This is a genomic window from Stenotrophomonas cyclobalanopsidis (assembly GCF_008710035.1).
GTDB classification, from domain to species: domain Bacteria; phylum Pseudomonadota; class Gammaproteobacteria; order Xanthomonadales; family Xanthomonadaceae; genus Stenotrophomonas; species Stenotrophomonas cyclobalanopsidis.
In genome coordinates this window covers 59,239-74,209 of sequence record NZ_VYKI01000013.1, presented here as the reverse complement: position 1 = coordinate 74,209, position 14,971 = coordinate 59,239, and the positions used below count along the sequence as shown (strand labels likewise).

10 protein-coding genes and 1 pseudogene are annotated in these 14,971 nt (G+C 68.7%); 7 read left to right on the top strand and 4 right to left on the bottom strand.

All coding sequences use genetic code 11. The features are described 5' to 3' along the window. Nucleotides 1-411 precede the first annotated feature (411 nt). The 4 genes from FJU31_RS11745 to FJU31_RS11730 are packed head-to-tail and all read right to left on the bottom strand — an operon-like array spanning nucleotide 412 to nucleotide 5,084. Entirely contained in the window at nucleotides 412-1,452 is a 1,041-nt protein-coding gene (locus FJU31_RS11745) for a Csu type fimbrial protein (protein WP_150454903.1), read from the bottom strand. Beyond that, complete coding sequence (locus FJU31_RS11740; RefSeq protein WP_150454902.1) at nucleotides 1,449-3,851, bottom strand: fimbria/pilus outer membrane usher protein; 2,403 nt, start codon at nucleotides 3,849-3,851, stop codon at nucleotides 1,449-1,451. Before FJU31_RS11740 ends, FJU31_RS11745 begins: the two co-directional genes overlap by 4 nt. After that, on the bottom strand, nucleotides 3,805-4,542 hold the full coding sequence (locus FJU31_RS11735; protein ID WP_425473696.1) for a fimbrial biogenesis chaperone: 738 nt from the start codon (nucleotides 4,540-4,542) through the stop codon (nucleotides 3,805-3,807). Before FJU31_RS11735 ends, FJU31_RS11740 begins: the two co-directional genes overlap by 47 nt. Nucleotides 4,543-4,556: 14 nt before the next feature. Continuing rightward, nucleotides 4,557-5,084: a Csu type fimbrial protein gene (locus FJU31_RS11730; RefSeq protein ID WP_150454900.1), complete on the bottom strand. Its 528-nt coding sequence runs from the start codon at nucleotides 5,082-5,084 to the stop codon at nucleotides 4,557-4,559. A gap of 230 nt (nucleotides 5,085-5,314) precedes the next feature. Here FJU31_RS11730 and map point away from each other — a divergent pair, with 230 nt between their 5' ends. From map to FJU31_RS11695, 7 genes and pseudogenes are all read left to right on the top strand, one after another. Further along, the gene (gene map / locus FJU31_RS11725) at nucleotides 5,315-6,100 is read left to right on the top strand and encodes a type I methionyl aminopeptidase (RefSeq protein ID WP_150454899.1); all 786 of its coding nucleotides are present in this window, start codon (nucleotides 5,315-5,317) and stop codon (nucleotides 6,098-6,100) included. A gap of 2 nt (nucleotides 6,101-6,102) precedes the next feature. Then, complete coding sequence (locus tag FJU31_RS11720; RefSeq protein ID WP_150454898.1) at nucleotides 6,103-8,730, top strand: [protein-PII] uridylyltransferase; 2,628 nt, start codon at nucleotides 6,103-6,105, stop codon at nucleotides 8,728-8,730. Continuing rightward, nucleotides 8,730-9,779, top strand: coding sequence for a 2,3,4,5-tetrahydropyridine-2,6-dicarboxylate N-succinyltransferase (gene dapD / locus FJU31_RS11715; protein WP_150454897.1), 1,050 nt, complete (start codon nucleotides 8,730-8,732; stop codon nucleotides 9,777-9,779). Before FJU31_RS11720 ends, dapD begins: the two co-directional genes overlap by 1 nt. A gap of 13 nt (nucleotides 9,780-9,792) precedes the next feature. After that, nucleotides 9,793-10,158, top strand: a complete 366-nt coding sequence (locus FJU31_RS11710; protein ID WP_150454896.1) for an arsenate reductase — start codon at nucleotides 9,793-9,795, stop codon at nucleotides 10,156-10,158. Further along, a complete protein-coding gene (dapE, locus tag FJU31_RS11705; protein ID WP_150454895.1) occupies nucleotides 10,155-11,282 on the top strand; it encodes a succinyl-diaminopimelate desuccinylase in 1,128 nt (375 codons plus the stop codon). Before FJU31_RS11710 ends, dapE begins: the two co-directional genes overlap by 4 nt. 371 nt (nucleotides 11,283-11,653) lie before the next feature. Then, nucleotides 11,654-13,345 (top strand): asparagine synthase B, encoded by a 1,692-nt coding sequence (gene asnB, locus FJU31_RS11700; protein ID WP_150454894.1) that lies wholly within the window; start codon nucleotides 11,654-11,656, stop codon nucleotides 13,343-13,345. Nucleotides 13,346-13,486: 141 nt separating this feature from the next. After that, nucleotides 13,487-14,872: pseudogene (locus tag FJU31_RS11695) on the top strand (cation:proton antiporter domain-containing protein); the annotation flags it as partial. Nucleotides 14,873-14,971: the final 99 nt, after the last annotated feature.

The following is a 14,971-nucleotide window of genomic DNA, read 5'->3' as shown; positions in this document are numbered from 1 at the left end:
TAGACCGTGGGTGGTTCGGGCAGCAGGGGGGCGCCTTCGTCCCCGGTCGGCGGCGCCAGCTCACGGACCTGCGCGGGCAGGGCCGGGGCTCGCTGTACTGCGCGGGGACCGGGCAGGGGGCGGTCGTGCCGGGCGCGATGGCGCAGCCCTCGACCACCACCAGACGGATCTGCAGGGCGGTGGTCGACGGCTCGGCCCGGGCGGTCATGCTGGCTGCCAGCATGGCTGTCATCGATAGCGCACGTACCACCGGCCGTCTGCCCTGCTGGAAATCCCTGAGCGCGGTATCGGCTGCGATCGGCGGATCTGTAGCGTCTACTGAAAAAGGCGCAGTCGAGCATGGCTCGACTCTACAAAGGGCGCAGTCGAGCAAGCTCGACGCTACGAAAAGCGCGGTCCAGGGGGGCGGGCTCAATAGGTGATGGTCACCGTGATGCGGTCGTTGTAGGTGCCGGGCGGCGGCTGTCCGGTCACCGGCGGCACGCGGCCGTAGATGGTCAGCTGCTGCGCGGTGCCGGTGCCGGTGCCGCTAACGGTGTCCACGGTGAGGGCGTTGCCCCAGCGCTGGCTGCGCGCGGCATCGCGGTATAGCTCGTAGCCCAGGTAGTACCTGCTGCCACCGATGGTCGTGCTCATCCGCCGCGTGCTGGTGGCGATGGGATTGTTCTGGCCGTTGTCGAGGCTGACCTGGTAGGCGGTGTTCTTCAGGCAGGTCAGGGTCAGGGTGGCGGTCTGGTCGATGTTGGCCTGGATGCCGCCGGTGACGTTGCCGAAGTTCATGTCGGTGGTGACGTAGCTGCCACACAGCGGCAGCACGTTGGCGGTGGCGGTGAAGCTGAAGGCCGCGCTGGCCGTGGCGGTGCCGGTGGCGCCGCCATCGCACGTGGCCGGCACCGTGGCGGTGCCGAGCAGGACTTCGTTCCAGGCCCAGGTGAGAACCACGCTGGCACCGCTGAAAGCGCTGCTGTAGGCGCCCGAGGCCAGCCCCTGGTTGGCCGGGATCTGCGCCGTCAGGCTGGTGCTCTGCGCGCCACTGCCGCCGGTCAGCACGGGTACGTTGTAGCTCATGGTCAGTTCCTGCGCCGGGGGCGTGCCGCGCGGCACCAGACCGGTGACCTGGCTGAGGCTCGGGGTGTTGTAGAGCTGGAAATTCATGGTGTCGGCGCTGCCGGTGGTCATCGTCCGCCAGGCGGAGTTGCTGCCGCCGGTGCCGGGGCCAATGCCCACGCAGACCCTCACGCCGGTGGTGGCCAGCAGGCTCAGCGCGGCTGTGGTGCAGGTGACGGTGATGTTCAGCGTGGCGGTGGTGGGGCCAGCCTCTAGGCTGGTGATGGTGCCGAACGGCAGGGTCGGGTTGGCGGTCGCCACGCAGGTCGCGGCGGCCCGGGTCGGCGCTGCCACCGCCAGGCCGGCCAGCATCAGCAGGACCAGCAGCAGATGGCGGGCGGTCATGGCCCGGTCTCCGGCATGCATTGCAGGGCAGCAGGGCGCGGCTGCGCGCCGCTGGCCACCACCTGCGGCTGCTCCGGCACGCGGGAACGGCACTGGCCGCTGCTGGTGGTGACGTACAGCGTGGTGCCGGGGCTGACGTCTTCCAGGTACAGCAGGCCGTCGTAGCCCACCGTGGCCTGGCGGCCATCCGGCAGCCGGACCTCGCTGCCGGCCTCCAGCGGTTGGCCCTGCAGGTCCTGCAGGATCAGCGTCACCGACGGCCGTGCGCGCAGCTTGAAGGTCACCCCGGTACCGGCCCGCTGGCGCGGCGTGACCCAGTCCTCGATGCGGTCGGCGCGCATGTCCGCCGGCAGGTCCAGGGTGTCGATCGAGACGCGGTTGCGCTGCCAGGACAGCAGCGGGCTGACCAGCAGCAGGCCGCGGTCGTCGGTCACGCCGATCAGCCGGTTTTCCAGCCGCACCGGCACGCCGCCGACGCCGCTGGTGCTGACTACCGCGAAGGCATCGGAGACTTCGCGCGTGGCGAAGGTATGCCCGTCCATCCACACCAGGCTGCCACTGGCGTTGGCATAGGCGAAGTTCAGCCCGCCCTGGCGTGATGCACCGAACGAATAGCGGCCGACGTCGTTGAGGATGCCGACCTCGGCCAGGCCGCCGGTGCCGTCCTCGCCCTGGCGGACCTGGGCGCGCCAGCCGATGCCGCTGGCGCTGCCATCGCCGGGCACCGGCTGGGTGACATCGGCCACCCAGCTCTGGGTCTCGCCGTTGCGCTGGCTGTACACGCTGGCCTGGCGGTTGTTGCCCAGGCTGGCGGTCAGTGACAGGTAGATGCTGCGGTCCTGGGATCTGTCCAGGTTCTGGTTGACCGACAGGTAGGCCGACCAGCGCGGGCTCCAGCTGCGTGACCAGAACAGGCTGGCATAGCGGTTGTCGTCGCCTTCGGGGTAGCGCAGCCGCAGGTAGGTGGCGCTGAGCGTGCCCAGATTCAGCAGGTCCACGCCGACGGTGGCCTGCTCGCTGATGCTGGGTGGCAGGTTGTCCTGCAGCGCGCCCAGGTCGCGGAAATCGCCGTGGCTGCGCACGCTGCGCAGGTTGAAGTTGAAACGGCGGTTGTTCCAGCTGTAGCCCACCGCCCATTGCCCGCCCTGCAGGCCCTGGTAGCGGCTGTGTGCGTAGGCCAGGTTGACCACGCCGGCGCTGCTCAGCTGCCACCAGCCGCCCAGGCCCGCCTCGGCCAGGCCGGCGCCGCCCTCGGCATGGGCCTCGCCGGTGAAGCGGTCGCTGATGCCGCCGCGCCAGCTGGCGCTGGCCACGGTACGGTCGTCGTAGGCGAAGGAGCGCTCGCCGAACTGCTCGCGCAGCCGGCCCACGCCCAGCGACCAGTCCGACAGGCCCTTGGCCAGCAGCTGCTGGGTGCCGTAGAAGCTGAAGTCCAGGGTCTGCATGCGGCCGAACGCATCGGTCACCACCACCTGCGCGCAGCCGGTGCCGCTGATGCCCGGCTGCGCGGCCAGCTGGAACGGACCGATCGGGACCTGGCCGCTGTACTGGCGCAGGCCGTCCACGTAGAGCTCGACGGTGGAGGGCACCACGGCCTGGCCGAGGAATGACGGGGTCGGGGTCAGCACGCGGTAAGGCTGCAACCCATAGTTGCGGCCGATCTGGATGCCGCCCAGGCGCACCGGCCGTGACCAGTCGACGTAGCTGCTGTAGAAATCACCCGCTTCCAGGGTCAGCGCCTGTTCGGGGAAATCCAGGGTCCAGCGCGTGTCCAGGCGCACGCTCTCGCTGCGCCAGGGGCGATCCTCGGCCTGCTGGTAGCGGCGGCTGATGGCGGTGTTCCCGAACGTACCGTCGCCGAACCCGAAGATGCGCAGTTCCGAGGCCACGCTCAGGTTCGCCAGGTCGTCGACACGGCTGCCGTACACGTCATAGTTGAACAGCAAACCGGGCGAGGCCTTGCCGCTGGGCGCAGTCACCTGCGGGCGGCTGAGCACGGTGGTCGGCAGGGTCAGCTGGTCCAATGGCACGTCCAGTGCGAGGGTCTGCAGGCCGGCGTCATAGTGCACCGCCACGCCATTGAGCTGCTCCAGGAAAACCGGCGCCTGGCCGGTGGCGTTGAAGCCGAGCTGGCGCAGCACCTCCGGGCTGGCCTGCAGGCGGCCACGGTCTTCGACGAAGGGCAGCAGCCCGCGCGGCGTGCTGTTCAGCAGCACGTCCAGGTACAGGGTCTGGGTGGCGGTGAGCGGGGTCGGTGCCGGCAGGATGGCATCGGCCGACACCTCGGAGACATCGGCGGCAAGCGTTGCCGCGGGAGCCAGGGCTGCACCCAGCAGCGCGCTCACCAGGGCCTCAGCGAGCCGGTGGGGGCGATAGCGGTGTCTGCGCGGACTCGCCATTGAGCTTGGCCGTGATCTCGTCGTTGTCGCGGTCGATCGCCGTGCGTTCCAGCGGCCAGCGCATCACCTGGCCGGGCAGCACGTAGCCGAGCAGCCCCGGGTGGATGATGCGCGGCCGCTTGGCGCTGCCCAACGCCAGGTCGGCGATCTGCGCATAGCTGTTGCCGCTGTTGCGGATTTCCACTCCGTTGCGGCCATCGTCCAGGCGCACCAGCTGCGCCTGCAGCTGCGGGGCCAGCGTGTCGCCACCGCCGGGCTGGATGAACACCGGGATGGAATAACGGAGGACGAACTGCATGCCTTCGGCGCGGGTGGCCAGGTCCGGCACCTCGTCGACGATCAGGCGGTAGTACTGCTGGCTGGCGGGGGGCTGCGGGTCGGTACGCATCACCCGGATCAGCTGTTGCTGGCCGGCCGCCATTTCGTGCATCGGCGGGGTGGCCATCAGGTCGGTGGTGGGCACCAGCTGCTCCTCGCCGTCCTGCTGGCTCCAGCGGAATACCCGCACCTGCACCTTCACCGGTGACGCACCACTATTGGTCAGCCACAGTTCGGCGGCGCGCTGGCGTGGGTCCATCTGCAGGCTGGTGGGCGCCACCTGCATGCTGGTGGCCGCCGCCGCGACAGCCGACAGAACGAGGCCGAGCAGCAGCGCCACCCCGGTGGCGAGCCACGGGCGGGGAAGGGCCATCCGATGCCACCCCATCAATAGGTGATCGTTGCGGTGACCGTGTCCAGGTAATTACCGGCCGCGGCGTTGTTGGTGCTCAGGTTGGTGATCTGGCCATACACCTGGTAGGGAACTGCCAGGCCCGTGCCGATACCGGCCTGGGTGTTGGTGCCCGAAGTGGCGCCCCACACCAGGGTGCGCGCCGCGTCCTGGTACAGCTGGTAGCCGACATAGTTGTTGGCCGTCACCGCGGCATTGGTGTTCTTCATCCGTCGGGTGGTCACGTCGTTGGCGGTGCCCGCATTGGCGCCGGCATTGAGCGAGATCGTGTACGGGGTCAGTGCAGAGCACTGCGCGGTGACCGAGCCCTGGCCCAGGGTCGGGGTGGTGGTGGTCGACGCGGCCGTGCCGAAGTCGACGTTGGTGGCCGCGGCTGCGGTGATCGTGCAGGCCTTGGTGACGATCAGGGTGACGTTGAACGTCGTGGTGTCGGCAGCCGTTGCGGGGCCGGCCAGGAGCAGGGCCACGGCCCAGGTAAGCGGGGAACGCACTGCAGATCGCATGGACAACCTCCCTGACCCGAAGGTCTGTTGAACAGGACGGAGTGGCAGGTTCTGAGCCGCATTGACGACGGTCCCGTTCAGCCTAGGGACGCTAAGTGTCTGTATTCAGTGATAATTGAAACGGATAAAGCGCGTGTTGGGTCACATTTTTTTGGACCTTGCCGGAAACGCGCATCGCCTCCGCCGCCAGTTGGGTCTGGTTCGTTCAGATTGCGGCTGGATCGGCGATAATGGCTGCCATGAGCGTGAATCTGAAAACCCCGCAGGAAATCGAGGCGATGCGCATCGCCGGCCGCCTGGCCAGCGAAGTGCTCGACATCGTCACCCCCCACGTCAAGCCCGGTGTCACCACCGAGGAGCTGGACCGCATCTGCCACGACCACATAGTGAACGTGCAGGGCGCCACGCCCGCCAATGTCGGCTACCGCGGCTTCCCCAAGAGCGTGTGCACTTCGGTCAATAATGTCATCTGCCACGGCATCCCCAGCGAAGGGAAGGTGCTGAAGGACGGCGACATCATCAACATCGACGTCACCGTCATCAAGGACGGCTGGCACGGCGATACCAGCCGCATGTACTTCGTCGGCACGCCGTCGGTGATGGCCCGCCGCCTGGTGGAAGCCACCTATGAAGCCATGTGGCGCGGCATCCGGGCGGTGCGTCCGGGCGCGACCCTGGGCGACATCGGCCATGCCATCCAGAGCTATGCCGAGGGCGAGCGTTTCAGCGTGGTGCGCGAGTACTGCGGCCACGGCATCGGCAAGGTCTACCACGATGAGCCGCAGGTAGTGCATTACGGCCGCCCGGGCCAGGGCCTGGTGCTGCAGCCGGGCATGACCTTCACCATCGAGCCGATGATCAACGAGGGCACCCGCTACAACAAGGTGCTGCCGGACGGCTGGACCGTGGTGACCAAGGACCGCAAGCTGTCGGCGCAGTGGGAGCACATGATCGCGGTCACCGAGACCGGCGTGGACGTGCTGACCCTGTCGCCGGGCGAAACGCAGGTCTCCTGACGATGCGGCCGGCGGGTTCACTGCTGGATGCGCCGGCCGATTCGCTCGAGGATCCCGAATGGGCGTCCGCCGCACGGCAGGCGCTGCAGCAGGCCGATGCGCGCCTGTACCGCCGCTTCGACCAGGGCGACAACATCGAGCGCCTGATCGCGCTGCGCGCGCGCGCCGCCGACCACCTGATCCGCCTGGCCTGGCAGCGCTGCGTGCCGACCGGCAGCGGCCTGTCGGTGTTCGCGGTGGGTGGCTACGGCCGCGGCGAGCTGTTCCCGCGCTCGGACATCGACCTGCTGGTGTTCGGCGAAGCGCCTGCGCAGCTGGCCCATGAGGCAGGGCTGTCGCGGCTGTTCGCGCTGCTGTGGGACTGCGGCCTGGCGGTCAGCCATGCGGTGCGTTCGGCGGCGCAGTGCCGTGAGGCTGCCGCCGACCAGACCGTGCTGACCGCACTGATCGAAGCCCGCCCGATCGTGGCCGACGAGGCTGCCCGGGGTGCGCTGCGCGGGGCCGTCGACGACCGCGAACTGTGGCCGGCACGCACCTTCTTCCTGGCCAAGCTGGAAGAGCTGCGCAACCGCCACCAGCGCTTCGGTGATACCGCCGACAACCTGGAGCCGGACCTGAAGGACGGCCCCGGTGGCCTGCGCGACCTCAACACGCTGGGCTGGATGGCGCTGCGCGCCTTCGGCGTGCGTGACCTGGAAGCGCTGGTCGGGCTGGGCCACCTGGGCGCCGATGAAGCGGCCGCACTGAAGCGCGAGCGCGCGGTGCTTGCACGTCTGCGTTTTGGCCTGCATCTGGTGGCGCGCCGCCCGGAAGAGCGCCTGCGCTTTGATTACCAGAAAACCCTGGCCGCGCGCCTGGGCTTCGCAGACGACGCCGAGAACCTGGGCGTCGAGAAGATGATGCAGGGCTTCTACCGCGCCGCCCTGGTGGTGCGCCGGATCAGTGACCGCCTGCTGCAGCGCTTCGAGGAGCAGTTCGACGGCGAGGCGCAGCCGGAACCGTTGACGGTGGGCTTTTCGCTGCGCCGCGGCTACCTGGCCGCCAACGATGCCGAGTGGCCCTGCGGTGACGTCGGCCAGGTTTTCGCTCTGTTCGCGAGCTGGGCCAACAACCCGCAGATTCGCGGCCTGCATTCGCTGACCGCCCGCGCGCTGGCCGAGGCGCTGCCGCTGCTGCCGGCCTACGAACGCGCCGATGCCAATGCCCGCGAACAGTTCATGGCCCTGCTGCGCGGCCAGCGTCCGGTCGACACGCTGTCACGCATGGCGCGGCTGGGCGTGCTCGGGCAGTGGATTCCCGCCTTCGCCCAGGTCAGCGGGCGCATGCAGTTCGACCTGTTCCATGTCTACACGGTTGACCAGCACACGCTGATGGTCCTGCGCAACATCGGCCTGTTCGCCAGCAGCCGTGCCGACGAACGTTTCTCGATCGCCCACGAAGTCTGGCCGCGCCTGCGCAAGCCCGAACTTCTGCTGCTGGCCGGCCTGTTCCATGACATCGCCAAGGGCCGTGGCGGCGACCATTCCGAGCTGGGGGCGGTGGACGCGCGCGCGTTCTGCCACGCCCATGCACTGAGCGGCAGCGATACCGAACTGGTGGCCTGGCTGGTCGAGCAGCACCTGCGCATGTCGGTGACCGCGCAGAAGCAGGACATCGCCGATCCGGTGGTGATCCATCGCTTCGCCACCCTGGTCGGCAGCCGCGACCGCCTGGACTACCTGTACCTGCTGACCTGCGCCGACATCGCCGGCACCAGCCCCAAGCTTTGGAACGCATGGAAGGACCGGTTGCTGGCCGATCTGTACTTCGCCACCCGGCGCGCGCTGCGCGATGGGCTGGAGCACCCGATGCCGGCCGCCGAGCGCGTGGCCGAGGCGCGCGACAGCGTGCGAGCGCTGGTACGCGAGCAGGGCTATGACGATGCCACCATCGACCGCCAGTTCGCGGTGATGCCCGACGAGGGCTTCATGCGCTTGCGTCCGGAACAGCTGGCCTGGCAGGCCTCGGCGCTGGTGCCGATCAAGCAGGGCCACACCCTGGTGAAAGTGCGGCGGATCAGCGTGGATGACCCCGCGCTGGAAGTGTTCGTGCACTCGCCGGATCGCGATGGCCTGTTCGCTGCGATCGTGATGACCCTGGACCGCAAGGGCTACGGCATTCATCGCGCACGCGTGCTGGATGGCCCGTCGGACACCATTTTCGATACCTTCGAAGTGAGCCCGGCCGACACCTTCGCCGACGGCAGCAGCGCCAACCTGGAAGCCGCGCTGCGCGAAGCGCTGGGTGGCGACCTGACCCTGCTGCGCCCGTCGCGGCGTGTGGTGCCGCGGCAGCTGCGCCACTTCCGTTTCGCCCCGCGCATCGAGTTCCGCGATGAACCCGGCGCGACCCGATTCGCCCTGGTCGCCCCCGACCGCCCCGGCCTGCTGGCCGACGTGGCGTTCGTGCTGCGCAACCAGGGCCTGCGCGTGCATGACGCGCGCATTGCCACGTTCGGCGAACGCGCCGAAGACACCTTCGTGATCAGTGACGAACACGACCTCCCCCTGACCGAACCCGCCCGGCAGCAGCTGCATGAGGCAATGCTGGCCTGCCTGGACCCTGATCGAAACGCCGGAGACCCCACCTGATGGCTACCAAGCCCGTGAAAAAGACTGCTGCGACCGCCAAGCGCGCAGCGGCGAAGAAGACTGCCGCACCGAAGAAGGCCGCCCCTGCCAAGGCACCGGTGAAGAAGGCTGCTGTTGCGAAGAAGCCGGTCGCGAAGAAGGCTCCGGCCAAGAGCGCTGAAGTCGCACGCGCCGAAACCATCGCCCGCAAGTCGCTGCGCAAGGCGCCGGTGCCGGGCGTGGAAGAACTGAAGTTCGGCATCGAAAGCGCCTTCGAGCGCCGCGCCACGCTGACCCTGCATGAGCTGGAAGGGTCCACCCGGCCGCTGGTCAACCGGGTGATCGATGGCCTGGAAACCGGCGAATTCCGCGTTGCCGAGCCGGACGGCCACGGCGGCTGGAAGGTCAACGAGTGGCTGAAGAAGGCCGTGCTGCTTTACTTCCGTGTCAACGACATGGCCGTGGTTGACGCGCGCCCGGCGCCGTTCTGGGACAAGGTCGAATCGCGCTTTGCCGGCTATGACGAAGCGAAGTTCCGTCGCGCCGGCGTGCGCGTGGTGCCGGGTGCGATCGCCCGTCGCGGCACGTACTTCGGCAAGGACGTGGTGCTGATGCCGAGCTTCACCAACATCGGCGCCTACGTCGGCGAAGGCACCATGGTCGATACCTGGGCCACCGTCGGTTCCTGCGCGCAGATCGGCCAGCACTGCCACCTGTCCGGCGGCGCCGGCATCGGCGGCGTGCTCGAGCCGCTGCAGGCCAGCCCGACCATCATCGAAGACCACTGCTTCATCGGTGCGCGTTCGGAAGTGGTGGAAGGCGTGGTCGTCGGCCACCACAGCGTGATCGGCATGGGCGTGTTCCTCAGCCAGAGCACCCGCATCTACAACCGCGCCACCGGCGAGATCAGCTACGGCTACATCCCGCCGTACAGCGTGGTGGTGTCCGGCTCGCTGCCGAGCAAGGACGGTACCCACTCGCTGTACTGCGCGGTGATCGTCAAGCAGGTCGATGCCAAGACCCGCAGCAAGACCAGCGTCAACGACCTGCTGCGCGGCCTGGCCGACTGACGGAGCGGCAGGCATGAGCACTATCGTCTACGGTTTGAAGAACTGCGACACCTGCAAGAAGGCGACCAAGTGGCTGGACCGCTTCGGCGTGCCGTACACCTTCGTCGACTACCGCGACAACAAGCCCAGCCCGGAGACCCTGCTGGAGTGGGCCGCGCAGCTGGGCGGCCTGGCCGCGATGGTCAACAAATCGTCCACCACCTGGCGGCAGTTGCCGGACAACCGCAAGGCCGCTGAATCGGATGCCGAGTGGAAGCTGCTGCTGCGCGAATACCCGCAGCTGATCAAGCGCCCGCTGGTGGTCACCGCCGACGGCACGGTGAGCCAGGGCTTCAGTGACAACGGCTTCAAGACACGCTTCGGCGTGGGTGGCGCGTGAGCGCCGTCCTCGACCTGACCTGCGAGCTGATCGCGCGGCCGTCGGTGACGCCGGACGATGCGGGCTGCCAGGCGCTGCTGTCCGCGCGCCTGCAACAGGCCGGTTTCCAGTGCGAACACCTGCGCCTGGGCGAGGTCGACAACCTCTGGGCGACCCATGGCAGCGGCGCGCCGGTGCTAGTGCTGCTGGGCCACACCGACGTGGTGCCGCCGGGACCGCGCGAGGCGTGGCAGAGCGATCCGTTCACCCCGGAGATCCGCGACGGCGTGCTGTACGGCCGTGGTACCGCTGACATGAAGGGCAGTGTGGCGGCCTTCGTCATCGCTGCCGAGCAGTTCGTGGCCGCGCATCCTGACCATGCCGGCACGCTGGCCGTGCTGCTCACCAGCGACGAGGAAGGCGATGCCATCGACGGCGTGCGCCATGTCGCGCGGCTGTTCTCCGAGCGTGGCCAGCGCATCGACTGGTGCATCACCGGCGAGCCTTCGTCGACGGCGACGCTGGGCGACCTGCTGCGCGTCGGCCGCCGCGGCAGCCTGTCGGCCAAGCTGCGCGTGCAGGGCGTGCAGGGCCACGTGGCCTACCCGGACAAGGCGCGCAATCCGATCCACCAGGCGGCGCCGGCCCTGGCCGAACTGAGTGCGCGGCGCTGGGACGAGGGCTATGAAAGCTTCCCGCCGACCAGCCTGCAGATCTCCAACATCCACGCCGGCACCGGCGCCAACAACGTGATTCCCGGCGAGCTGGAGGTGGATTTCAACATCCGCTACAACCCGCACTGGGATGCGCCGAGGCTGGAAGCGGAGATCAGCGCGCTGCTGGACCGGCACGGCCTGCAGTACACGCTGAAGTGGCACCGCAGCGGCGAGCCGTTCTATACCCCGGAAGGCCCGCTGCGTGCGGCCGCGCGCGCGGTGCTGGCTGAACACATCGGCCGTGCCCCCGAAGAGAGCACTGGCGGTGGCACCTCCGATGCGCGCTTCATCGCACCGCTGGGTGCGCAGTGCATCGAAGTGGGGCCGGTCAACGCCAGCATCCACCAGGTGGACGAGAACGTGCGCGTGGACGAGCTGGAGGCCCTGCCGGGCCTGTACCAGCGGCTGGTGGAGCGCCTGCTGGCGTGAGGGCTGACGCCGGGCATGGCCCGGCGCTAGCCACCACCCTACGGTAGCGCCGGGCCATGCCCGGCGGCACGCACCTGGTTGCCAACGCAACTGTTGCACGGCCCCAAAAACCGCGATACGGTCAGTGCCATGTCGATCCACCTGGCCACCGCCGTCAACAATACCAACCGCAATAATCTGCGCATGAACAATCGTGCGCGGCCGATGCGGGACTGCGCCCTGGGTAGATAGACAGCAACATACGCCCGGACACCAGAAAACCCGCATCGGCTGATGCGGGTTTTTTTGTGCCCGGGCGCAGCCCTCCCGGGCCTGGTTGGCCGGTCGAACACCTTCCCCCCGTGTCATCCCCCACAACAGGAGCGCCACCCATGTGTTCGATCTTCGGAATCTTCGGCCTGCAGGCCGGTGACGATCTTCCCGCCCTGCGCCGCCACGCGCTGGAACTGTCGCAGCGGCAGCGCCATCGCGGCCCGGACTGGAGCGGCGTGTACCTGGACGAGGGCGCGCTGCTGGTCCACGAGCGCCTGGCCATCGTCGACCCTGCCGGCGGCTCGCAGCCGCTGCTGTCGGCCGACGGCCAGCTGGCCCTGGCGGTCAACGGCGAGATCTACAACCACCAGGCCCTGAAGGCCACGCTGGCCACCGCGTATGACTTCCAGACCGGTTCGGACTGCGAAGTGATCAACGCCCTGTACCGCCAGGGCGGTGCGCCGGCGCAGTGGCTGGAACAGCTCAACGGCATCTTCGCCTTCGCCCTGTGGGACCGCGATGCCGGCCGCGTGCTGGTGGCGCGCGACCCGATCGGCGTGGTGCCGCTGTACTGGGGCCACGATGCGCAGGGGCGCCTGCGCGTGGCCTCGGAAATGAAGGCGCTGGTGGATTCCTGCGCCGACGTCGCGCAGTTCCCGCCGGGCCACTACTACGACAGCGCCAGCGGTGAACTGGTGCGCTACTACCAGCAGCCGTGGCGCGAATACGCCGACGTGGAAGGCCGTCAGGCCGACCTGGCCGAACTGCGCCAGGCCTTCGAACAGGCGGTCGAGCGCCAGCTGATGAGCGACGTGCCGTACGGCGTGCTGCTGTCCGGTGGCCTGGATTCCTCACTGGTGGCCGCCGTGGCCGCACGTTACGCACGCCGCCGCATCGAGGATGGCGGCCAGACTGAAGCCTGGTGGCCGCGCCTGCACTCGTTCGCGATTGGGCTCAAGGGCTCGCCCGACCTGGCCGCTGCCGCCATCGCTGCCGAAGCGCTGGGCACCGTCCACCACGGTTTCGAATACAGCTTCGAGGAAGGCCTGGACGTGCTGCCGGAAGTGATCCGCCACATCGAAACCTACGACGTCACCACCATTCGTGCATCGACACCAATGTTCCTGCTGGCCCGCCGCATCAAGGCGATGGGGGTGAAGATGGTGCTGTCCGGTGAGGGCAGCGACGAGATCTTCGGTGGCTACCTGTACTTCCACAAGGCACCGGATGCGCGCGAATTCCACCAAGAGCTGGTACGCAAGCTCGATGCCCTGCACAACTACGATTGCCTGCGCGCCAACAAGTCGATGATGGCCTGGGGTGTGGAGCCGCGCGTTCCGTTCCTCGACCGCGAGTTCCTCGATGTGGCGATGCGCTTCGACGCCGCGCACAAGATGGTCGGCGCCGGCTTCGGTGGCCGCCGTATCGAAAAGGCGGTGCTGCGCGAAGCTTTCGATGGCTACCTGCCTGACAGCATCCTGTGGCGGCAGAAAGAGCAGTTCAGCGATGGCGTCGGCTACGGCTGGATCGATGGCCTGAAGGCGCACGCCGAGGCGCAGGTGAGCGACCGCGTGCTGGCGGCGGCTGACAAGCGCTTCCCGCACAACCCGCCGCAGACCAAGGAGGCGTACTACTACCGCCACCTGTTCGAGCAGTTCTTCCCGAGCCGTGCCGCGGCGGAAACCGTGCCGGGCGGCAAGTCGATCGCCTGTTCATCGCCGGCCGCCATCGCCTGGGATGCGAGCTTTGCTGCAGCCGCCGATCCGTCCGGCCGTGCCATCGCCGGCGTCCACGAGCAGGCCCTGGCCTGACGTCTGCGCCGGGCACGGCCCGGTGCTACCGAAGAATGATTCCGCCGGACACGGCCCAGCGTTACCTTCCCCGGTAGCGCCGGGCCATGCCCGGCGGGCGCGCGGCGAAGGACGTATCATCGGCCCCCTGCACATTGGGGAATGTTCATGGACGTACAGACCGGGGGCAGCGTGCCGCCGATGAAATGGGGTTGGCGTTACCTGGCGTGGGCGGCGGTTCCGCTGGCGATCGGCCTGGCGCTGGCGCGTTATGCCGGGCCGGGCGTGCCGTCGGTCGCGGCCAAGGCCCAAGCCGTGGTCGGCAGTGATTGGGCCCACCACCTGTCCTCGCCGCTGGGCCTGTTCCTGCTGCAGCTGCTGGTGCTGCTGCTGGTGGCCAAGGGCGCGGGCGCCCTGCTGAAGTATTTTGGCCAGCCGGCGGTGATCGGCGAAATGGCGGCCGGCCTGATGATGGGCCCGTTGGTGCTGGGCAGCCTGCTGCCACAGCTGCATGGTGCCTTGTTCCCGGCTGCGTCGCTGGGGCCGCTGGGCATGCTCAGCCAGCTGGGCGTGCTGATGTTCCTGCTGGTGGCCGGTGCCGAACTCGACCTCGGCGCGCTGCGCGGCCGCCGCACATTCGCCTTCACCGTCAGCCATGCCGGCATCGCATTGCCGTTCGCGCTGGGCGTGGCTCTGGCCGTCTGGCTGTATCCCGAGCACGGCCCGCAGGGCGTCGGTTTCACTGCCTTCGCGCTGTTCGTCGGCATTTCCATGAGCATCACCGCCTTCCCGGTGCTGCTGCGCATCCTTGCCGACAGGGGCATCACGCAGACCCCGCTGGGGCAGACCTCGATCGCCTGTGCAGCGCTGGGCGACGCCACGGCGTGGTGCATGCTGGCGCTGATCGTGGCCGCCGCGCAGGCGACCGGCTGGCTGTCGGCCAGCGTGAACCTGGTCTGCGTGGTGCTGTTCATCGCGCTGATGCTGGGGGCGGTGAAGCCGTGGTTCGCCCGCCAGCAGATTGCCCCGGGGCGCGAGGGTCGCTGGCTGCTGGGCATCCTGCTGCTGTCACTGGCCAGTGCGCTGGTCACTGAGGTGCTGGGCATCCACGCGCTGTTCGGCGCGTTCGCAGCCGGCGTGGCGGTGTCCTCCAACACGCAGCTGCGCGACCTGCTGGTGGCCAGGGTCGAACCCTTCGCCGCGACCCTGCTGTTGCCGCTGTTCTTCGCCATGACCGGCCTGCGCATGCGCGCCGATGCGTTGCAGAGCAGCGATCTGCTGCTGTGCGCGGTGGTGATCGTGGTGGCGACCGCTGGCAAGCTGCTGGGCACCTGGAGTGCCGCGCGCAGCACCGGCATGGAGAACCGCGAGGCCTGGCGCCTGGGGGCGTTGATGAACACCCGTGGCCTGATGGAGCTGATCGTGCTCAACCTGGGCTATGAGCTGGGCCTGCTCGGCGACCGCCTGTTCGCGGTGCTGGTGATCATGGCCCTGGTGACCACGGCGATGACCGGCCCGCTGTTGAACCTGATCGAGCGCCGCAAGGCCTGCTCGGGTAGCGCCGGGCCATGCCCGGCGAGCGCGCCGCGCGGATGGAGAGTGCGTCGCCGGGCATGGCCCGGCGCTACCTCTGACCCTGCTGTAGAG

Bases quoted from the DNA above. Each gene is read 5' to 3' on its own strand.
- FJU31_RS11740 (WP_150454902.1), bottom strand. From the start codon at position 3,851: ATGGCGAGTCCGCGCAGACACCGCTATCGCCCCCACCGGCTCGCTGAG.
- FJU31_RS11730 (WP_150454900.1), bottom strand. From the start codon at position 5,084: ATGCGATCTGCAGTGCGTTCCCCGCTTACCTGGGCCGTGGCCCTGCTC.
- FJU31_RS11720 (WP_150454898.1), top strand. From the start codon at position 6,103: ATGCGGCCGGCGGGTTCACTGCTGGATGCGCCGGCCGATTCGCTCGAG.
- FJU31_RS11710 (WP_150454896.1), top strand. From the start codon at position 9,793: ATGAGCACTATCGTCTACGGTTTGAAGAACTGCGACACCTGCAAGAAG.
- FJU31_RS11735 (WP_425473696.1), bottom strand. From the start codon at position 4,542: ATGGCCCTTCCCCGCCCGTGGCTCGCCACCGGGGTGGCGCTGCTGCTC.
- FJU31_RS11745 (WP_150454903.1), bottom strand. From the start codon at position 1,452: ATGACCGCCCGCCATCTGCTGCTGGTCCTGCTGATGCTGGCCGGCCTG.
- dapD (WP_150454897.1), top strand. From the start codon at position 8,730: ATGGCTACCAAGCCCGTGAAAAAGACTGCTGCGACCGCCAAGCGCGCA.
- asnB (WP_150454894.1), top strand. From the start codon at position 11,654: ATGTGTTCGATCTTCGGAATCTTCGGCCTGCAGGCCGGTGACGATCTT.
- map (WP_150454899.1), top strand. From the start codon at position 5,315: ATGGCTGCCATGAGCGTGAATCTGAAAACCCCGCAGGAAATCGAGGCG.